We start from the raw sequence: 20,112 nt of genomic DNA, 5'->3' as shown, positions 1-20,112 counted from the left end.
ACTGCCAGTCAAAACAATTAAATAAACGAGTTCTGAAGAATTCCTGGAGTCAGTGATGAGCGATCTATCGTCCGCAGAAAAGTCCGGTGCCCCGCCGGAAGTTGCAATCAGCATGAAAAAAGTTGCCGTGGCCAGTGTCATCGGCACCACGGTGGAATGGTACGACCTGTTTGTGTTTGCCACCGCTTCGGCGCTGGTATTCAACAAGGTGTTCTTTCCGGACTTCGTGCCGCTGATCGGCACATTGCTGGCATTCGGCACTTTCGCTTCGGCGTACCTGGCGCGGATTGTCGGCGCGGCATTGTTCGGGCACTTCGGTGACCGCTTGGGTCGCAAGTCAATGTTGTTGATTTCGCTGTTGACCATGGGCGCCGCCACGTTCGCGATCGGCTTGTTACCCAATTACGCGGCCATCGGGATATGGGCGCCGATCCTGTTGTTATTGCTGAGGGTGATTCAAGGCCTGGCGCTGGGCGGTGAGTGGGGCGGGGCGGTGTTGATGGCGGTGGAACATGCGCCGGCCAACAAGCGCGGCCTGTACGGTTCCTGGGTGCAGATTGGCGTCCCGGCCGGGACCATGATTGCCAACCTGGCGTTCCTGGTGATCGCCGCGTGGCTGTCGCCTGAAGACCTGTTGGCCTGGGGCTGGCGTATTCCGTTTCTGGCCAGCGTGCTGCTGATCGCCGTGGGTTTGTACATCCGCTTGAACATCGCCGAAACCCCGGCCTTCAACAAGGTCAAGGAAGCGGAAGTGCAGGTGAAAATGCCGCTGGCCGAAGTCTTCCGCAAGTACTGGAAGCAAGTGGTGCTCGGCGGTATTGCGACGATGTCGACCGGCGCGTCGTTCAACATCATCGTCGCGTTCGGCCTGACGTACGGCACGCAGAATCTCGGTTTCAGTCGCAGCGTGATGCTGGGCGTGGTGCTGCTGTCCTGCGCCTGGTGCATCGTCATGCTGCCGGTGTTCGGCGCGTTGTCGGACCGTTTCGGCCGCAAGCCGATCATTGTTGCCGGCATCGTTGCCGAGGCGTTGGTCGCGTTCCCGATGTTCTGGCTGATGGACACCAAGGAGCTGTCGCTGGTGATCTTCGGCTACTTGCTGTTGATGACCGCATTTGCCGCCAACTACGGGCCTATCGCGACTTTCCTGGCGGAGTTGTTCGGCACCCGCGTGCGTTATTCGGGACTGTCGATCAGCTACATGCTGTCCGGCCTGCTCGGCAGCGCCGCAACACCCATCGTCACCACTGCGTTGCTCGCAGCGACCGGCAAAGGCTCGTCGGTGGCCTGGTACATGATCGGCGCGGCGCTGATTTCCTTGGTGGCGTTGTTGCTGCTGACCGAGACGTTCAAGCGCGACATCAGCGAAATCCCGGCGGCGGGTCCGGCCGACGATCAACCCGTTCGCAAACCTTTCAAATCGGCTGCGGCCTGATTCATGGAGCTCAACAGCATGCGCAGAATTCAATCCGCTCCGGGCTTCATCGGCCCCGTCGGGCCTTACTCTCAAGCGGTGGTCAGCGGCCATCTGGTGTTCACCGCCGGGCAGATTCCGGCCCAAAGCACACTCGATGAGCAGCCCGCCGATTTCACCGAGCAAGTGCGGCAAACCTTGCGCAATCTCGAGGCGATCCTGATTGAAGCCGGCTCGGGTTTCAGCCACGTGATCAAGGTCAATGCGTACCTCACCGATCCGGCGCAACTGGAGCCGTTCAACGCGGTGTATCGCGAGTTTCTCGGCCATGCGCCGCCGGCGCGAACCACGGTGTGCGTGGCACTGTGGGGCGTGTCGCTGGAAATCGACTGTGTGGCCGAGGTGATTGCCAGGGAGCCGCAGCATGGATAAATCACAGTTGATCGAGCAGTTCAAAGCGGTGAGCTTTCCGACCCTTGGCCATTTTCTGGAGGCGGGTTTTGCCGACTCGCAACTGCGGGCGATGGTGCCCAATGTGAAACTGGTGGGCCGTGCGCTAACCCTGAAATTGGTCGGCGCCGATGCCATTGCCGTCAACCGGGCGTTGGCGCTGATAAAGCCGGGCGACGTGTTGGTGATCGACACCGGCGGCGACTGGCAACACGCACCGGTCGGCGCGGTGACCAGTTGTGCCGCGAGTTGCGCCGGGGCGGCGGGCATCGTGGTGGACGGCGCCGTGACTGATTTGCTGGAGCTGCGAGAGGGCGGATTGCCGGTTTTCGCTCGCGGCACCAGCCTGCTGACCACCAAGCTGCACGGTCGCGGCGACAGCCAGATCAACCAGCCGATTCACTGCGCAGGCGTCACCGTGCAGCCGGGTGATCTGGTGCTGGCGGACGACAACGGCGTGCTGTTTCTCGATTGGCACACCGCGGCCGGTGTCATCGAGCAGGCGCTGGCGTCTGATCATGCCGAACCGCGCTTGCTCGAACGTTTGCGCGCCGGTGAACCGGTCGCGCAGGTGTTGCGGGTCTAAGCCGTCAGGCAGCGTTGCAGGCTCTCGATGAATATCGTCTCGGCCCGGCTCATGCGCTGCTCGCGGTTCCACAGCAAATGAATGTCCACGTCGGCAATCCCTTCGTGGGGCGGCAGGCGCCAGAGCAATCCGGCGTCGACGTCCGCCGCCACTACGTGCTCGGGCAAACAGCCGATTCCGAACCCGGCGATCACCAGTCGCCGCACTTCTTCCAGGCTCGGTGACGACGCCACGATGCGTCCGCTGAAGCCCTGCTGATCGCGAAAAATCGTCAGCGGCGAGAGCATGCCGCCGATCTGGTCGCTGGTGAAACTGACGAAATTCTCCCGCTGCAAATCCCCTTGGTCGACGTTCTGCTGGCCGAACATCGCATGATGCTTGCCGCAGAAAAACGCATAGCGCTGACGCAGGAACAACCGTTGTTCCAGCCGCGGTTGCGGGCGGCGATTGAGGCTCAGCCCCAGCGTCGCGGTTTTTTCCTGAAGCGCACTGACGATGTCGGAGCTGCGCATCACGTCCACCTCCAGATCGACCCGCGGGTGCTGCCGATGGAAGTCCGCGAGGAAGTCATCGAAGCGTTCCGAGTAGATCCGGCTGATGATCAGCAGGCGCACCTTGCCGATCACTTCGTCGGCCGGTTGCTCCAGCACGCTGCTGACCTGGGACATCTGCCCATAGATTTCCCCGGCCAGTGCGAAGATCTGCTCGCCGACTTCGGTCAGGGCAAAACGTGGCCCGCGACGGGCGATCAGTTGGCGACCGAGTTGTTCTTCCAGACGCTTCAATGCCTGGCTCACGGCGGGTTGCGTCAGGTGCAGGCGGGCGGCGGCGCGGCTGATGCTCAGCTCCTGGCCGATCACCCGAAAGGTGCGCAGCAGGTTCCAGTCCAGTCGGTCATTGAGCAGGCGTTGCACATCGCGTTCGACCATGTGGTTCTCGATTATAAGCTGTCGTAATACTGCGCATAATAAATAGAAAATTGACTAATCATAGCCTCGGGACGATAAATCACTCCCAGACAGGCGCCGTCAGAGTGCCTTGGATTTACTGCTTTTCTCCTGCCAAAAAAACAATCAATGGAGTCCGAACCATGAAGCCCCCAGCTTCTTCCCAGCCACGTCGTGCGGCAGCCGCAGCCTTCATCGGCACCATGATCGAGTGGTACGACTTTTACATTTACGCCACCGCCGCCGCGCTGGTGTTCGGTGCGCTGTTCTTCCCCTCCGACGACAAACTGTTCAGCACCATGGCCGCGTTCGGCACATTCGCCGTGGGCTTCTTCGCGCGGCCGTTGGGCGGGATCATCTTCGGCCACATCGGTGACCGCATCGGGCGCAAGAAATCGCTGATCATTACCTTGCTGATGATGGGCGTGGTCACGGTCTGCATCGGTTTGCTGCCGACTTATGCACAGATCGGCGCCGCAGCGCCGGTACTGCTGATTCTGCTGCGCATCGTCCAGGGCATTGCCGTGGGTGGCGAGTGGGGCGGGGCGGTCTTGATGGCCGGCGAGCATGCGCCGAAAGGTCGCCGCAATTTCTTCGCGTCCTTTGCGCAACTTGGCAGCCCGGCCGGTTTGATCCTGTCGCTGCTGGCATTCAGCGCAGTCACCCGTTTGCCGGAAGAAGACCTGATGAGCTGGGGCTGGCGCTTGCCGTTCCTCGCCAGTTCGTTGCTGCTGCTGGTGGGGTTGGCGATTCGCCTGGGCGTGAACGAGTCACCGGAGTTCCTCGCCAGTCGCGAACTCGCCGCCAAGAGCACGCGTAAAGAGCAGGCGCCGGTCATGGAAGTCCTGCGCACCGCGTGGCGTCCGCTGTTGCTGTGCATCGGCGCCAACACCCTGGGGATTGCCGGGGTGTATTTCACCAACACCTTCATGATCGCCTACACCACCCAGCAACTGCAGTTGCCGCGCTCGCTGATCCTCGAGTGCCTGTTCGTGGTGGCGATCATTCAGTTCTGCATCCAGCCGCTGGCGGCGTGGCTCGCAGAAAAAATCGGCGCCACGCGTTTCCTGTGCCTGGTGTCGTTGTTGGCAATGGCTTCGCCTTATCCGATGTTCGTGCTGGTCAGCTCGGCCCAGGCACCGCTGATCATCCTTGGCATCGCGCTGGCAGTGGTGTGCATGGCGTCGTTCTACGCGGTGATCGCCGGGTACGTCAGCGGCATGTTCGAGACCCGCGTGCGCTACACGGCGATTTCGCTGGCGTATCAGATCTGTGGTGCTGTGGCCGGTGGTTTGACGCCGCTGATCGGCACGCTGCTGGCGCATAAATTCGCCGGTCAATGGTGGCCGATGGCGCTGTTCTACAGCCTGATTGCTGCGACTTCGCTGGTCTGTGTGCTGTCCCTCGCCCGTCGCCATGCCAGCGCTGAACGCGCTGAGCTGGCCACCATTTGAACTTGTAGGAGCCGGCTTGCTGGCGATTGCGGTGTGTCAGTCGACATATTTATCGCCTGAACGCACGCCATCGCCAGCAAGCCGGCTCCTACAGGGGATCGTCGTTTCGAATATTTTTGGAGAACCTCATGTTGAAGATTAATGGCGAACGCCTGTGGGCGAGTCTGATGGCGATGGCCGAAATCGGCGCCACCGCCCGTGGCGGCAGTTGCCGCCTGGCCTTGAGCGATGAAGACAAGGCCGGTCGTGAACTGTTTGCCCACTGGTGCCGCGAAGCCGGCATGACCCTGAGCGTGGACGCCATCGGCAACCTGTTCGCCCGCCGCGCCGGCACTGACCCGGACGCTGCGCCCGTGATGATGGGCAGCCATCTCGACACCCAGCCTGAAGGCGGACGCTTCGACGGCGTGTACGGTGTGCTCGCCGGCCTTGAAGTGGTGCGCTGCCTCAACGACCTCGGCATCCAGACCCGCAAGCCGCTGGAAGTGGCGGTGTGGACCAACGAAGAAGGCGCGCGCTTCACCCCGGCGATGTTCGGCTCGGCGGTGTTCACCGGCATCATGCAATTGGACGCGGCGCTGGCGGTGCGTGATGCCGATGGCATCAGCGTCGGTGATGAGCTGAAGCGTACCGGTTATGCCGGCGAGCGTCCGTTGGGCGGTGCGGTGGATGCGTATTTTGAAGCCCACATCGAACAAGGCCCGATCCTTGAAGACAACGCCAAGAGCATCGGCGTGGTCAGCGGCGGCCAGGCGATTCGCTGGCTCGACGTGCGGGTCGAAGGCATGGCCGCTCACGCCGGCACCACGCCGATGCCGCTGCGCAAGGATGCGCTGTACGGCGTGGCGCGGATGATTCAGGCGATTGAGAGTCTGGCCACCGATTTCGCCCCGGAGGGCCTGACCACCGTCGGTGAGTTGAGCATCAACAAGTCGTCGCGCAACACCATTCCGGGGTTGGTGAATTTTACCGTCGACCTGCGTCATCACCGGGACGACGCCATCGATGCGATGGAGCAGCAAGTGCGCGCGCGGCTGCAGGCGATTGCCGACGGTCGCGGCCTGAACCTGACGATCACCCCGCACTGGATCAGCCCGGCGACACCGTTCGACGCAGACTGCGTGGCGGCGGTGCAGCACGCTGTGGATGCCCTGGGCTACGCTCAGCAATCGATTGTCAGCGGTGCCGGGCATGACGCGATTCACCTGGCGCGATTCTGCCCGACGGCGATGGTGTTCATCCCGTGCGTCGGAGGCTTGAGTCATAACGAAGCCGAAGACGTGCTGCCGGAAGACGTGCGGCAAGGCACCGACGTGCTGCTCAACGCCGTGCTGTCCCGCGCCGGCAGAACTGAATAAACCCGGTCCCTGTAGGAGCGAGGCTTGCCCGCGAAGGCGTCAGCACAACATCGACGTTTGACTGACACACCGCCTTCGCGGGCAAGCCTCGCTCCTACAGGAGGGTGCACTCGGACTCGAGAATTACGTTAACTGACAGGAATCAGGCCCATGCGCAGTTTTTTCCATCCCGAACAATTGCTTCACCATCCACGCAGCTATTACTCCCGCGGACAGATGCGCACGCCGCAGGAAGTGCCGGAGCGTGCGCAGCGACTGGTGCAGGCGTCTCGCTCGCTGGGCTTCAAAGTCGAGCAGCCGGTGGATGCCGGACTTGATCCGCTGCTGGCGGTGCACGGTGCGCCGTACCTGGCGTTTCTCCAGGAAGCGCATCAGCGCTGGAAGGAAATCCCGGAAGATTGGGGCGACGAAGTGATGTCGAACATCTTCGTCCGTGAGCCAAACGCTCTGCGCGGAATCCTGGCTCAGGCCGCCCGTTATCTCGCGGATGGCAGTTGCCCGGTGGGTGAACAGACCTGGCGTTCGGCCTATTGGTCGGCGCAAAGCGCAGTGGCCGGGGCGCAGGCGTTGCTTGATGGCGAGCCGGCGGCTTACGCGTTGTGCCGTCCACCGGGGCATCACGCCCGGGCCGAAGCGGCCGGTGGTTTCTGCTATGTGAACAACGCGGCGGTGGCGGCGCAGGTGTTGCGCGGCGGGTTTGAACGCGTCGCGGTGCTCGACACCGACATGCACCACGGTCAGGGGATTCAGGAGATTTTCTACGACCGCGATGACGTGCTGTATGTCTCGGTGCACGGCGATCCGACCAACTTCTATCCGGGGGTTGCCGGGTTTGCGGATGAGCGCGGTGTCGGGGCGGGCGAGGGGTACAACCTGAACTTGCCGATGGCCCATGGTTCGAGTGAGGCGCACTTTCTTGGGCAACTGGAGGTGGCGCTGGCGGCGGTGAAGGATTTCGCTGCCGAGGTGTTGGTGCTGTCCCTGGGTTTCGACATTTTCGAGCTGGACCCGCAGAGCAAAGTGGCGGTGACGCGGGAAGGGTTTGCGCGGCTGGGTGAGCGGATTCGCAGCCTTGGGTTGCCGTGCCTGATTGTGCAGGAGGGTGGGTATCACCTGGAGAGTCTTGAGGACAATGCACGGGCGTTTTTTGTCGGGCCCGAGGTGTGGCGGATCTGAGTTGTGGGGTGCCTGGATGATCGCCTTCGCGGGCAAGTCGGGTCGCCGCACCGCTCGCTCCTACAGTGCCTGAGTTGGCTCGCCTGTTTGTGGGCGACGCTGAACCTGTAGGAGCGAGCGGTGCGGCGACCCGACTTGCCCGCGAAGAACGATAACTCGGTGCAACGGATGAAACCCAAACGCTGTAAGGCACTTGCCATCGCCCTGACGTTAACGTAAAGATTGCGGCAGGGCGCTGAACTTAAAAAAGCGCAGGGCGGACCGATCCGGAGCGCTTGATGACGCTAATAAAAACAACTTCCCCCAAGCTGCACCGTGAAGCCCGGCTGGCCCGGGAAAAACTCCATCTTGAGGGTGAAGTCCCCGATGGCGTGTTGCGGGCGGAAATCGATGCATCGTGGCGACGCAGCCTCAGCCATGGCGTGCATTTCAACAGCAAACATGAACTGGCGCTGGAATCGAGCGCGAGCCTCGACGTGCTGCTGGCGAACAATCGCCTGCTGATCGACGCGGCATTGCCGGCGATCGATTACCTGGCCGAGCGCCAGGGCAAGGAAGGCCTGATCATCCTCGCCAATTCAGACGCGACCATCCTCGCGGTCGAAGGCCGTGCCGATCGCCTCAAGGGCAGCGGCCTGCAGGACATCACCCTTGGTGCCTGCTGGAGCGAAGCCGCTCGCGGCACCAACGCGCTGGGCACCGCGCTGGTGGAAGCCCGGCCGACGATGATCGATTGCGGCGAGCATTACCTCGATCGCCTGACCGATTTCTCCTGCACCTCCGTGCCGATTTATTGCCCGCAAGGCGACATCCTCGGCGTCCTCGACCTGACCCGCGAAGGCCCGCTCGGCCGAGTTCACGACAGCACCGCGCTGTTGGCCATGGCGGTCAGCCAGATTGAAAGCCGGGTGTTCAACGCCAGTTTCCCTGACCAGATCGTGCTGGCGTTCCACAGCCGCCGACAGTACCTCGAATCCCCTTGGCAGGGCTTGCTGGCGGTGAGCCTTGGTGGGCAGATTCTTGCGGTCAGCGCCCAGGCGTGTCAGTTGCTCCATGCCGAACGCTCGGCGCTGGTCGGTCGCCGTTGCGAAGAGTTTCTCGGCGTCGATGGCTTGCAACTGTTGTCGCGTTTGCACCAGGGCGGCGTCGGCAGTTTGCAGACCGCCAAAGGTGAGTTCTTCTACAAAACCCTGCGCGCACCGCAGCGCTCGATCAACGTCAGCACGCCGCCGCGCAGCCCGGCGAAAACCGCCAAACCTCAACCGGATCTCGACGCCCTGGCCGGCAGCAACGTCCGTTATGCCCGCGCCCTGCGCATGGCCCGTCAGGGGCTGGCCAACGAGTTGCCGGTGTTGCTGCTCGGCGAAACCGGCACCGGCAAGGAAATGATCGCGCGCGCCTTGCACATGGCTGGCAGCCGCTGCGACAAGCCCTTTGTCGCGGTGAACTGCGCGGCGATCCCCGAAGGCCTGATCGAGTCGGAACTGTTCGGCTACCGTGAAGGCGCGTTCACCGGTTCCCGGCGCGGCGGCATGGTCGGGCGTCTGCAACAGGCCCATGGCGGCACGTTGTTTCTCGACGAAATCGGCGACATGCCGCTGGCCTTGCAGGCGCGTCTGCTGCGCGTTTTGCAGGACCGCAAGGTCGCGCCTTTGGGCGCCGGTGAAGAACAGGACATCGACGTCGCCCTGATCTGCGCGACCCACCGCGACCTCAAACGCCTGGTCGAAGAAAAACACTTCCGTGAAGACCTGTTCTATCGGGTCAACGGTATCAGCGTGATGCTGCCGGCCCTGCGCGAACGCGACGATTTCGGCGCGCTGGTCGGTCGTCTGCTGGCCAGGCTAGACGCACCGGCCATGCTCCTGCATGACGACTTGAACCGCTTGCTCGCGGGTTACCACTGGCCGGGCAACATCCGCCAACTGGAAATGGTCTTGCGCACCGCGCTGGCCATGCGCGAACCGGGGGACACCGTCCTCACCCTCGATCACTTGCCCGACAGCATGCTCGACGAACTGAACGCCAGCGAGCGGCCGGCGTCCGGGAGCATTCGCGAAAACGAACTGGAGCTGATTCGCCAGTCCCTGGACAGCCATCAGGGCAACGTCTCGGCCGCCGCCGACGCCTTGGGCATCAGCCGCGCAACCTTGTACCGCAAGCTCAAACAGTTGCGTTCGTGATGCAGCGCCTGATCGTTCGGCTGATCGACAGCCAGAACCCCGAAGCCCTGCAAGCGGCGTTGCGCTGGCTCTACAGTTTTGTGCGCCCGCATCGTCTGGCGATTGCCGGACTGCTCGGTTTATCGGTCTGCGCCTCGTCGCTGGTGCTGGTGCAACCCTGGCTGACCAAGCTGTTGATCGACGATGGCTTACTGGCGCGCAACTTCCCCATGCTGGTGCTGATCGCCGGGTTGATGATCGTCGCCGGGCTGCTCGGCACAGCGCTCTCGGGGATCAATCGTTACCTGCACACGCGGCTGTCCGGGCGGATTCTGTTCTCGCTGCGCGATGACCTTTATCGGCATTTGCAAACCCTGTCGCCGAGCTTCTACGGGCAACGGCGCATTGGCGACCTGATGTCGCGCCTCGATGGCGATGTCGCGGAGATCCAGCGCTTCGCCGTGGATTCGCTGTTCTCGGCAGTGTCGAGCGTGATCGGTCTGGTGGTCGCCGTGGCGATGCTGCTGACGTTGTCGTGGAAGTTGTCGCTGCTGGCGCTGGTGCTGATTCCCCTCGATGTGCTCTGGCTGCGCTGGATGCGGCGCAAGGTCGAGCGCGATGTGCGCCAGTTGCGCGAGCGTTCGGCGGACATGTCGTCGTTCATGGTCGAGACCCTGCCGGTGATGAAATTCATTCAGTCGGCCGGTCAGCAGCAACGTGAGTCGCGGCGTCTGGAGGCGTTGGGGCAGGGCTACATGAGTCAATTGCTGCGCCTGCAAGTCACCGAGTTTTTCACCCAGGCGGTGCCGGGCACGCTGACCTCACTGTCCCGTGCCTGTGCGTTTTTGATTGGCGGTTATTGGGTGGTGCAGGGGACCTGGCAACTGGGCGCGTTGATCGCGTTTTCCACGTACCTGGGGATGGCGGTCGGACCGGTTCAAAGTCTGCTTGGGCTCTACGTGGCGATTCAGCGGATGACGGTCAGTCTGGGGCGCGTCATGGAATTGCGCGGTGAAGAACCGACCGTGCTGACCCCAGTTGAACCCCGGCCAATGCCGTCCTCCGGTGAACTGCGTTTCGACGACGTGCACTTCAGCCATCCCGGTCGGCCGAGCACCTTGCGCGGCATCGAAGCGCGGATTCCCTACGGTTTGAAAGTCGCCCTGAGCGGCGGCTCCGGCGTCGGCAAATCGACGCTGATCGATTTGCTGCAACGGCATCACGATCCACAGTCCGGGCGGGTGCTGCTCGGCGAAGTCGACCTGCGGGAACTGGACCTTTTCCAGTTGCGCCGGCGGATTGCCGTGGTCAGTCAGGACATCGTGCTGTTTCGCGGCAGCCTCGCCGACAATCTGGCCTACGCGGTACCCGATGCCAGCCGCGAAGCAATCGCCGACGTGGCGCGGCTGGCGCAACTCGACAGCCTGATCGCCTCATTGCCCGAAGGTCTCGACAGTCCGTTGGGCGAACGCGGGCAGCAGTTGTCCGGCGGGCAGAAACAGCGCATCGCCATCGCCCGGGCACTGTTGCAGGACCCGCTTATTCTGGTGCTCGACGAAGCCACTTCGGCGGTGGATGAAGCCACCGAGCGCGAAGTGATCGAGGCCATCGACCGACTGTTTGCCGGACGCACGCGCATCCTCATCAGTCATCGCCCTTCAACCCTGGCCGATGCCGACCTGCGCTTTGAATTGCTCGACGGCGTGCTCACGTCGAAAACGGTGCTGCATGAAATCTGAACTGCGAATCGGTGTAGTGGACAGCGGCCATTCGGCGGCGCAGCGGGTGCAGGTGATCGCCGGACGACGGTTCTCGTTGCTGGCGGACGGTCTGGCCGAAAGTGACTTGCGCGACGACCCGCTCGGCCACGGCAGTGCGGTGATCGAAGCCATCAGTCATCGGGCTCCTTCTGCGGTGTTCTGCGTGGCTCAGGTGTTCGACCAGCGTGGCGTCACCAGCGCCTTGCAGATCGCCACGGCAATTGACTGGCTGGTGGCGCAGGACGTACGGCTGATCAATCTGAGCCTCGGTTTGCGCCAGGACCGCAGTCTGTTGCGCGAAGCCTGCGCGGCAGCGGTAGCGCAAGGCATTCTGCTGTGTGCGTCGAGCCCGGCGCAGGGCGAGGGCGTGTTCCCGGCGAATTATCCACAGGTGCTGCGGGTGACCGGCGATGCACGTTGCGCCGAACAGGAATGGTCATGGCTCAACAGCGCTCAGGCGGATTTCGCGGCGTGCGTGCACGGGACGTATCCGGGGCAGTCCGGTGCCAGTCTGGGCTGCGCGGCGTTGAGCGGGCACATTGCCGGGTTCCTGGTTTCACAGCCCGAGGCGAGCAACGAACAGATCATCGACTGGCTGCGCAAGAATGCCCGTTATCGCGGTCCTGAACGGCGCTTCGGAGCATGATCCTGATTCTGGGCGCGGGGCCAGCGGGGGCGGCGGTTGCCTTGGGCTTGCGGCGGCTCGGTTACCCCGTGACGCTGGTCAGCGAGTGGCGCCGGTTCGCCGCGCTGGAAGGCGTTTCGCTGCGGGTGCTGGAGGCATTGCGCGGTGCCGGTCTGTATCAGGCGCTGGCGGATGCGGCCTTGCCGTCGCAGCGGCAGGTGTCGTGGAACGGTCAGCAGCATGCGCAAAACATCGAATTCCTGCTGGACCGCCCGAGCTTTGATCGAGGACTGCGCGTGGACCTGCGCCTGGCGGGCGTTGAGCTGATTGAAGGTCGGGTGCTGAGCGTTCAGACCTCGGCGGAGGGACATCGGGTCGAGATCGAAGGGCACGAAGCGTTGGTTGCCGATTTTCTGGTGGAGGCGCGCGGACGCCAGGCACCGGCACTCGGCAAGGGGCTGCGCGGGCCGGAGACGGTCAGCCTGCTCAATCGCTGGCAAGGCGCGCCGGGCAACACCGCCAGTGCCGTGGAAAGTCTTGCGGACGGCTGGGCGTGGATGGCGCGGCGGGCGGACGGTCAGTGTTATTGGCAATGGACGGTGGACGTCGCCAGCGCCGAGCTGCCGGGCAAGGCGCAGTTGCTCGATTATTGTCGCCGGCAGCGCCAGGGTTCCTCGTTGGCGCGTGAGTTTTTTGGTGCCGAACATGAGGTCGATCTACAGCTGCACGCCCGCAGCAGCACCGCGATTTTGAGCCCGCAAGTGTGCGGCGAAAACTGGATTCGGGTCGGCGATGCGGCGATGGCGGTGGACCCGCTGTCGGGCAATGGCATCTTTCAGTCCTTGTCCTCGGCGTTGCAGGCGCCGACGGTGATCAACACGTTGTTGCGAAAACCTGAGCGGTCGGCGTTGGCCCAGCGCTTTCATCAGCAACGGGTGGAGCAGTTGTTTTTGCGTTTTGCGCGGATCGGGCGGGATTTTTATGCCGATGAGCAGCGTTGGCTGGATCAACCATTCTGGCAGGCGCGGCAGCAGTGGCCGGATGCCGAGGTGGCGCATGCCGAGGCGGATTTTGCCGCGCTGCGGATCGAACGGGCGCCGGTGTTGAAGGATGGGTTTGTGGATGAGGCCGAAGTGGTGATCACAGCGGATCAGCCGTTGGGGATCTGGCATGTGCAGGGGGTTGAGTTGGCGCCGCTGGTGCGCAGGTTGCGGACCGAACCGGCCGGGCAGGCGTTGGCGGGGTTGACGGTGGAGCAGGGGAGGATGGTCAGGAGTTGGTTGTTGGGGCAGGGGTTCAAGCCCTGAGTTTGTGGTGACTGATCTGGCCTCTTCGCGGGCAAGCCTCGCTCCTACAGGTTTTCGTGCCCTTGTAGGAGCGAGCGATGCGGCGATCCGACTTGCCCGCGAAGGCGGCCTAAAGAACGCTGAAAATCAAAGCTTGATCAACACCGACTTCAACTCGGTGTAATGCTCAATCGCCGCATACCCCATCTCCCGCCCGACCCCCGACATCTTGTACCCGCCAAACGGCAGCGCCGGGTCCAGGGCGCTGTGGCAATTGACCCACACCGAACCGGATTTGATCCGCGGAATCATCCGGTGCACCGCCGCCAGATCATTCGACCAGATGCTCGCGCCAAGCCCGTAGGGACTGTCGTTGGCCATGCGCAACGCATCGGCCTCATCATCAAATGGAATGGCCACCAGCACCGGCCCGAAGATCTCTTCCTGCACCAGCGAGTGCTTCTGGTCGACATCAACGATCACCGTCGGTTTGACGAAGAATCCCGGCCCGAATTGCTCACCGCCGCAGGCAATCGTCGCTCCGCTTTCCCGACCCTTTTCGATGTACCCGTAAACCCGTTCCTGCTGGCGCGCCGAGATCAGCGGCCCCATCTCGACACTCGGGTCCAGCCCGTTGCCGAGCTTCATGGCATTGGCAATGTCGGCGATGTCCGCCACCACATTGTCGAAATGCTTGCGCTGCACATACAGCCGCGAACCGGCACAGCAGACCTGACCCTGGTTGAAGAAAATCGCGCTGGCAGCGCCTGCGGCGGCGGTCTTCAGGTCGGCGTCGGCCATGACGATGGTCGGCGATTTGCCGCCCAGTTCCAGGGTCACGCGGGTCATGGAATCCATGGCGATCTTGCCGATCTGCTTGCCGACGGCGGTGGAGCCGGTGAAGGTCAGCTTGTCCACCAGCGGGTTGTGGGTCAGCGCCGAACCGGCGGTGATGCCGGTGCCGGTGACCACGTTGAACACGCCTTCGGGATAACCCGCTTCCAGCACCAGTTCAGCGAGTTTCAATGCAGTCAGCGGGGTTTCGTCGGCGGGTTTGAGCACCACGGTGCAACCGGTGGCCAGTGCCGGGCCGAGTTTCCAGCAGGCCAGCAGCAGCGGGAAGTTCCAGGCGACGATGGCGCCGACCACGCCCACCGCTTCGCGACGAATGAAACTGTGGAACTGATCGTTTGGCATCAGCGGCAACGACACTTCCACGCTGGAGCCTTCGATCTTGGTCGCCCAACCGGCCATGTAGCGCAGGAAGTCGATGGACAGTTGCACGTCCATCACCTGGGCCACCGCCGCGCTCTTGCCGTTGTTCAGGCATTCCAGCTGCGCCAGCAGTTCGGCGTCGCGTTCCATCAGGTCGGCGAGTTTCCACAGCAAATTCTGCCGCTCGCGGGGGCGGGTGCGGGTCCAGGCGGAATCATCGAACGCCTGACGCGCCGCGAGCACCGCACGGTCAACGTCTTCGGGCGTGGCTCGCGGCACCACGCACAGCACTTCGCCGGTGGCCGGGTTGTGCAGTGGCATGGTCTGGCCGTCGGCAGCCTCGACCCAGTCGCCGCCGATAAGCATGCGCGGGGCGCGCTGGATGAACGCCGAGGTGGCGGGAAGCAGGTAGGGGAGCGTCATGGCGAGGCCTCTTGTTGTTCGTGAGAACGAGGCTTTCGCAATGGCTGTGCCAACTGTCCGGAAGGGCCGGATAGCCCTTTGGCGGCGGGCGTGGGATGAAATTCGGGGCCGTCGGGTTCCGCTGTGTTGTCGCAAATCGCGACGGCGGCTGAGATTCAAGAGACGGGTTTTTCAGCTCAGGCCAACGATGTGGCCTGAGCTGATTCGGGCACTCCGCGCCTGTTGTCGGAATCAGGCCGTCACGTCGATCTTGTTGCGCTCGGCCAACATCACCGTTTCCGTCTCCCGCGTCATCCGCTCGCCTTTACTCCACAGCTGGGAAGAGAAGAAGCCGTTCAGGGTTTCAGCGTTTGGCACCGAGCCTTTCTTCAAGAACAGGGCGCCCAGATCGATGGTGTTGGCGAAGTTTTCCTTGTTCAGGTTGTACCCGCCCACGTAGCTGCCGCCCCATACAGAGTCGGCGGCCACCAGGTCGATGGAGGCGTCGCGGTAACTGCTCGCTGCCGATTTCAGCGAACTGGAAGCATTCAGCAGATTGTTCAGCCGGTTCATATCGGAGGAACTGAGCTGGCCTGAACTGTTGAGGGCTTTGAGGCTTCCATCCGCTTGAATGGTGAAGCCGAATTTTTTGTCGGCGAGATCCGGATAGGCGTGGGCCAACGCTGACTGGAACTCTTCAAAAGAGTATTTCAGCGATTGATGGGCATTTTTGTGCCGCTCGGCAACCTGCGGGAAGTCAGGTGACTGGGATCGGCCGATCCAGGTCTCGATCGATTCCATGGCCGGGCTGGGTGCCGGGGTTTCATCGCCTGGATGGTAAATCGCTGCCGGATTGATGTTGACCGCTGTTTTCTGCAGGTCTTCACTCAGCGTTTTCGCGGTCAGTGGTTGGCTGGACTGGCTGAGCTGAGCCGCCGATGGCTGGATCAAGGCAGCATTTAAAGAAATTGCCATGTCGTCATTCCCTTAACGTTTGGTGTAGGCAGGTTATCGGCGCAAAGCGCGATACCTTGAGCGCCGATGACCGCCCGTCGAGACGACGAGCAACCGGGTTGCGCCCTTGAGCCCCCCACTTTTGGGGAATAGAATTTTCAGGCTCGGTGGTGAAATGACGGAGCATTTCCCCTGCTATACATCTGGCGTAAGGGAGGTTGCGATGTTCCTTTCAACCCTGGAAATTCAAAGCATCATCGAACACAGTTTTCTACCCGCCGTCTGCACCTGCAACATGGAAGCGGACCAGTCCATGACGATCCGGGTCTGTGACTGCATGACGGGCAAAGTGGACCTGATCGCCACCCACGTTCCGGTGTGGACACTGGACAGTCCCCATGCCATCGCCACGCTGGTGGCGGACATGCGCCAGGAAATCGAGGCGCACAAGAGCATTCATCCCACCTATTCCATCTGAACCGGCGACAAGCCGCACCGTTGAAGGCCGGTGCGGCTCGCGTCAGGCAATCAGGCTGCTATTTTCCGGGAAATCTCGTCGAACGTGTTGCTATCAACGGCGGCCAGCAGCTTTTTGTCGTCTTTCAGCGTTGCCAGAAAGGTCACTTCGGTTTCTTTTCCGGCCAGCATGAAACCGGCAATCGCGCCGATGGGCCCCAGCAGCATGGCGCCGGCGACGCCGAAGCCGATGGCGTCCTTGATGTTGTTGATCGACTCTTCGTTGGCGACTTCCACGCTTTTGAACGAGGAGAGTGGCAGGGTGATGCCGGGCCACGGGTGAAGCGACGTTCTCAAGGTGAAAACGCCGTCTCTGTACTCTCCGTCACCCTGCAGAAAGTCCCCCGCCAGGACAGTGATGTTTGCCATTTCGTTATCCCCTGAACGGCAATTGGTGAACAACCATTTCGCCCCCGCACGGGCCTGTCGTCAATCGTCGTGCGATGAGCTGTCCCGGTTAAGGCATCTATGCTTGTCTCAGACTGCAACAACTGTCGCGATATTAGACGCACGCGCTCTCGATCAAGCATGGCCAATCGCATTCAACTTCACGCAAACGCTTGATAAAAAAGGTAATCGGCAAGCTGGCACGCTCCGTGTATTGCTCATCGCAGACGTTTCTCTTGCCTCCGTCTGCGGTGCGCCGCCGGCGGCAGAAACCATAAAAACGATAAGCCACAAAAATAAGAAAGCACCGTGCGAGGTTCGACGTTGATGAAGAGAAAACTCCGATCAGGCCTGAGCGTCAGTCTGCTGGCCGTGGCCGCGTGTGTGGCGCTGCATTCGCCTGACAGCCTGGCAGCCCGCGACGCCCAGACCATCCTCAAGGAAACCTGTCAGGGCTGTCACACCCCTGAAGCCGAAAACACCCTGAGCCGCATCAGCCACCAGCGTAAAACCCCGGAAGGCTGGCTGATGAGCATCGCCCGGATGCAGACCATGCACGGTTTGCAGATCAGCGATGACGACCGCCGTACCCTGGTCAAATACCTGGCCGACACCCAGGGCCTGGCGCCGAGCGAGACCGACGGCGTGCGTTACGCGCTGGAGCGTCGACTCAATACCGTCGAGAAGTTCGACGACCAGACCAGCCAGATGTGCGGTCGCTGCCACTCCGGTGCGCGGGTCGCCCTGCAACGGCGTCCGGCCCAGGAATGGGAGCGCCTGGTGAACTTCCACCTCGGCCAATGGCCGTCCCTCGAATACCAGGCATTGGCCCGTGACCGCGACTGGTTCGACATTGCCCGTAAAGACATGGTGCCGCTGTTGGCCAAGCGGTATCCGCTGGACAACCCGGCCTGGAAAAAATGGCTGAGCGCAGCACCCAAAGCCGAAGCGTTTGCCGGTGACTGGAGCTTCAGCGGCCACTTGCCGGGCAAAGGTGAACTGGCCGGGGTGATGAGCGTGACCGCCGCTGGCGACGACACCTTCAAGGTCAGCGTCAAAGGCCAATACGCCGACGGCACGCCGTTCAATGGCGACGGCAGCGCGATTCTCTACACCGGCTACGAATGGCGCGGCAACGTGACCATCGACGGCGTGACCATGCGCCAGGTGTTCGCCGCCCAAGGCAATGCGATGCAAGGCCGGATGTTCGAGGCCGAGCACGATGAACGGGGTCTGGACTTCGTCGCGGCCAAGCAGGGCAGCAGTCGTTTGCTCGCCGTGCAGCCGGGTTACCTCAAGGCCGGCAGCGAGTCTGAAGTGACCCTGGTCGGCAGCGGTCTCAGCGGTAAACCGAACTTCGGCAAAGGCGTGGAAGTGGTCGAAGTGCTGGAGCAAAGTCCGCAGCGTATGCGCGTCAAGCTCAAGGCTGCCGCCAACGCCCAACCGGGGCTGCGCAACGTCACCGTCGGCACGCTGAAAGGCCCGACCCTGTCGGTCTACAGCAAAATCGCCGAAGTCAAAGTCGTGCCCGAGTTCTCGGTGGCGCGGATCGGTGAGGGCGGTGGTTCGACGCCGAAAGTCCAGGGCCGTTTTGACGCCGAAGCCTGGGGCAAGGGATCTGACGGCAAACCGTATCGCATCGGCGTGTTCCCGGCGCAATGGAAAGTCGAAGCCTTCGACGACCGCGCCAAGGAAGACGAAGACGTCAAGTTCGCCGGCACCATGCAGGCTGACAGCGGCGTGTTCACACCGGGCGATGCCGGGCCGAACCCGCAACGCAAAATGTCCACCAACAATGCCGGCAACCTCAAGGTGATCGCCGCCGTCGACGACGCAGGGAAATCCCTGACCGGCGAGGGCCACATGATCGTCACCGTGCAACGCTGGAACAATCCACCCATTCCATGAGTTGGCTGACCGTTAACCGTTTCAGACACTTTTTGGAATGACCGCAGGCCTCGTGAAGGAGGTCTGCACAGGAGGTTGCAATGGGCGCTATTTTGAATCTGGTCGAGCGGAATCTGCACGAAGTGCACGTCGACGCCGACCGCATGCTGTTCCACATTCCCAGCAGTTCGCTGTTCGCCAGCGATGAGCTGACGGGCACCATCATCGACACCTTGCGCGGTCCAGGCTGTTCGTCGGACGACCTGATCCAGCGCCTGGCCGCACGTTTCAACGGCGAAGAAATCACCGAGACCCTGCGCGAACTGATCTCGCTGGAACTGGTCAGCGACGGCTCGCCGCTGACCCCGGACATCGGCACCAAACGGGTCGAGCGCACCGCGATCAATACCGTGGTGCTCAACGTCAACACCGGCTGCAACCTGAGCTGCACCTACTGCTACAAGGAAGACCTCGACAAGCCGTCGGCGGGCAAGAAAATGGACGTCGAAACGGCGATTGCGTCAGTGGAAATGCTGCTGCGCGAATCCCCGGACGAAGAGCGCTTCACCGTGGTGTTCTTCGGCGGCGAACCGTTGAGCAATCGCAAGCTGATCGAGTACATGGTCGATTATTGCGAGAAGCGTTTTCGCGAAGCCGGCAAGTTCGTCGAGTTCGTGATGACCACCAACGCCACGCTGCTCACCGAAGAAACCGTGGACTACCTCAACGCTCACCGTTTCGGGCTGTCTGTCAGTATCGACGGGCCGAAAACCGTGCACGACCGCAACCGCATCACCGTGGGCGGGCAGGGCACCTATGATGTGGTGCGGCGCAAGGCCGAGATGCTGCTGTCGCGCTACAACAGCCGTCCGGTTGGCGCGCGAGTGACGTTGACCACCGGCGTCACCGACGTCGAAACCATCTGGGATCACTTGTTCAACGAGCTGGGGTTTGCCGAAGTCGGTTTTGCCCCGGTGACTTCCGGCGACATCAGCACCTTCAACCTGACCAGCGATGAGCTGATCGAAGTCTTCGCCAATATGAAGAAGCTCGGTCGGCGTTATCTGGAAGCGGCGCTGGAGCACCGCAACATCGGCTTCTCCAACCTTCACCAGTTGATCACCGACATCCACGAAGGCCACAAAAAAGCCCTGCCGTGTGGCGCGGGCCTGAAGATGCTGGCGGTGGATCACAAGGGCGAACTGAACCTGTGTCACCGTTTCACCGGCTCTTCGCTACCAACCTTCGGCAACGTGCACAGCGGGGTGAAACAGGTGGAGTTGAACGACTTCCTGTCCCAGCGTCTCGACCGTACCAACACCGGTTGCGAAGACTGCCAGATCCGCAACCTCTGCTCCGGCGGCTGCTACCACGAGAGTTACGCCCGTTACGGCGACCCGACCCACCCGACCTATCACTACTGCGAACTGATGCGTGACTGGGTCGACTTCGGCATCGAGGTCTACACCCGGATCATGGCCAACAACCCTGCGTTTATCAGCAGCTACATCACTCCGCGCAAGGCTCACTGAT

At 62.2% G+C, this 20,112-nt stretch carries 17 protein-coding genes; 13 read left to right on the top strand and 4 right to left on the bottom strand.

Features of this window, described 5'->3' with window-relative positions; genetic code table 11:
- The first annotated feature begins 55 nt into the window (after positions 1–55).
- From KGA82_RS05620 to KGA82_RS05610, 3 genes are read left to right on the top strand one after another with little or no spacing between them, the layout of a single operon-like run.
- Positions 56–1,435, top strand: coding sequence for an MFS transporter (locus KGA82_RS05620; protein ID WP_223449876.1), 1,380 nt, complete (start codon positions 56–58; stop codon positions 1,433–1,435).
- Between the two features lie 18 nt (positions 1,436–1,453).
- A complete protein-coding gene (locus KGA82_RS05615) occupies positions 1,454–1,846 on the top strand; it encodes a RidA family protein (RefSeq protein WP_223437932.1) in 393 nt (130 codons plus the stop codon).
- Positions 1,839–2,450, top strand: coding sequence for an RraA family protein (locus KGA82_RS05610; protein WP_223449874.1), 612 nt, complete (start codon positions 1,839–1,841; stop codon positions 2,448–2,450). Before KGA82_RS05615 ends, KGA82_RS05610 begins: the two co-directional genes overlap by 8 nt.
- Here KGA82_RS05610 and KGA82_RS05605 read toward each other — a convergent pair.
- Positions 2,447–3,379, bottom strand: coding sequence for a LysR family transcriptional regulator (locus KGA82_RS05605; protein ID WP_008027993.1), 933 nt, complete (start codon positions 3,377–3,379; stop codon positions 2,447–2,449). The two genes, KGA82_RS05610 and KGA82_RS05605, sit on opposite strands and share 4 nt — an antisense overlap.
- Before the next feature lie 161 nt (positions 3,380–3,540).
- On the opposite strand from KGA82_RS05605, the gene KGA82_RS05600 reads away from it, so the two are divergent.
- The 7 genes from KGA82_RS05600 to KGA82_RS05570 all read left to right on the top strand — a co-directional run bounded on the left by KGA82_RS05600 (position 3,541) and on the right by KGA82_RS05570 (position 13,239).
- Positions 3,541–4,851: an MFS transporter gene (locus tag KGA82_RS05600; protein WP_223449872.1), complete on the top strand. Its 1,311-nt coding sequence runs from the start codon at positions 3,541–3,543 to the stop codon at positions 4,849–4,851.
- A 128-nt stretch (positions 4,852–4,979) separates the two neighbouring features.
- On the top strand, positions 4,980–6,209 hold the full coding sequence (locus KGA82_RS05595) for a Zn-dependent hydrolase (protein WP_223449870.1): 1,230 nt from the start codon (positions 4,980–4,982) through the stop codon (positions 6,207–6,209).
- Positions 6,210–6,359: 150 nt separating this feature from the next.
- Positions 6,360–7,385 (top strand): histone deacetylase family protein, encoded by a 1,026-nt coding sequence (locus tag KGA82_RS05590; RefSeq protein ID WP_223449868.1) that lies wholly within the window; start codon positions 6,360–6,362, stop codon positions 7,383–7,385.
- Positions 7,386–7,663: 278 nt separating this feature from the next.
- On the top strand, positions 7,664–9,568 hold the full coding sequence (locus KGA82_RS05585; RefSeq protein ID WP_223449866.1) for a sigma-54-dependent Fis family transcriptional regulator: 1,905 nt from the start codon (positions 7,664–7,666) through the stop codon (positions 9,566–9,568).
- On the top strand, positions 9,568–11,286 hold the full coding sequence (locus KGA82_RS05580) for an ABC transporter ATP-binding protein (RefSeq protein ID WP_223449865.1): 1,719 nt from the start codon (positions 9,568–9,570) through the stop codon (positions 11,284–11,286). The genes KGA82_RS05585 and KGA82_RS05580 overlap by 1 nt, the downstream gene beginning before the upstream one ends.
- Positions 11,276–11,953 (top strand): S8 family serine peptidase, encoded by a 678-nt coding sequence (locus KGA82_RS05575; protein ID WP_008027979.1) that lies wholly within the window; start codon positions 11,276–11,278, stop codon positions 11,951–11,953. Before KGA82_RS05580 ends, KGA82_RS05575 begins: the two co-directional genes overlap by 11 nt.
- The gene (locus tag KGA82_RS05570) at positions 11,950–13,239 is read left to right on the top strand and encodes a tryptophan 7-halogenase (RefSeq protein WP_223449863.1); all 1,290 of its coding nucleotides are present in this window, start codon (positions 11,950–11,952) and stop codon (positions 13,237–13,239) included. The genes KGA82_RS05575 and KGA82_RS05570 overlap by 4 nt, the downstream gene beginning before the upstream one ends.
- Positions 13,240–13,365: 126 nt before the next feature.
- Here KGA82_RS05570 and KGA82_RS05565 read toward each other — a convergent pair whose 3' ends face one another.
- The gene (locus KGA82_RS05565; protein ID WP_008039918.1) at positions 13,366–14,856 is read right to left on the bottom strand and encodes an aldehyde dehydrogenase family protein; all 1,491 of its coding nucleotides are present in this window, start codon (positions 14,854–14,856) and stop codon (positions 13,366–13,368) included.
- Between the two features lie 231 nt (positions 14,857–15,087).
- Positions 15,088–15,810 (bottom strand): hypothetical protein, encoded by a 723-nt coding sequence (locus KGA82_RS05560; RefSeq protein WP_192228860.1) that lies wholly within the window; start codon positions 15,808–15,810, stop codon positions 15,088–15,090.
- A 202-nt stretch (positions 15,811–16,012) separates the two neighbouring features.
- Here KGA82_RS05560 and KGA82_RS05555 point away from each other — a divergent pair, with 202 nt between their 5' ends.
- Positions 16,013–16,267: a DUF1652 domain-containing protein gene (locus KGA82_RS05555; RefSeq protein ID WP_008027970.1), complete on the top strand. Its 255-nt coding sequence runs from the start codon at positions 16,013–16,015 to the stop codon at positions 16,265–16,267.
- A gap of 50 nt (positions 16,268–16,317) precedes the next feature.
- Here KGA82_RS05555 and KGA82_RS05550 read toward each other — a convergent pair whose 3' ends face one another.
- Entirely contained in the window at positions 16,318–16,674 is a 357-nt protein-coding gene (locus KGA82_RS05550; RefSeq protein WP_008039921.1) for a hypothetical protein, read from the bottom strand.
- A 345-nt stretch (positions 16,675–17,019) separates the two neighbouring features.
- On the opposite strand from KGA82_RS05550, the gene peaA reads away from it, so the two are divergent.
- Together peaA and peaB are read left to right on the top strand one after the other, a co-directional pair.
- A complete protein-coding gene (gene peaA / locus KGA82_RS05545; protein ID WP_223449859.1) occupies positions 17,020–18,600 on the top strand; it encodes a quinohemoprotein amine dehydrogenase subunit alpha in 1,581 nt (526 codons plus the stop codon).
- Positions 18,601–18,680: 80 nt separating this feature from the next.
- Entirely contained in the window at positions 18,681–20,111 is a 1,431-nt protein-coding gene (peaB, locus tag KGA82_RS05540) for a quinohemoprotein amine dehydrogenase maturation protein (RefSeq protein WP_046032632.1), read from the top strand.
- Position 20,112: the final 1 nt, after the last annotated feature.

The sequence above is a fragment of the Pseudomonas sp. BF-RE-22 genome, from assembly GCF_019956155.1.
In the GTDB taxonomy this organism is placed as follows: Bacteria; Pseudomonadota; Gammaproteobacteria; order Pseudomonadales; family Pseudomonadaceae; genus Aquipseudomonas; species Aquipseudomonas migulae.
The sequence above is the reverse complement of the archived record's forward strand: the minus strand, read 5'-3'. Positions and strand labels throughout refer to the sequence as shown.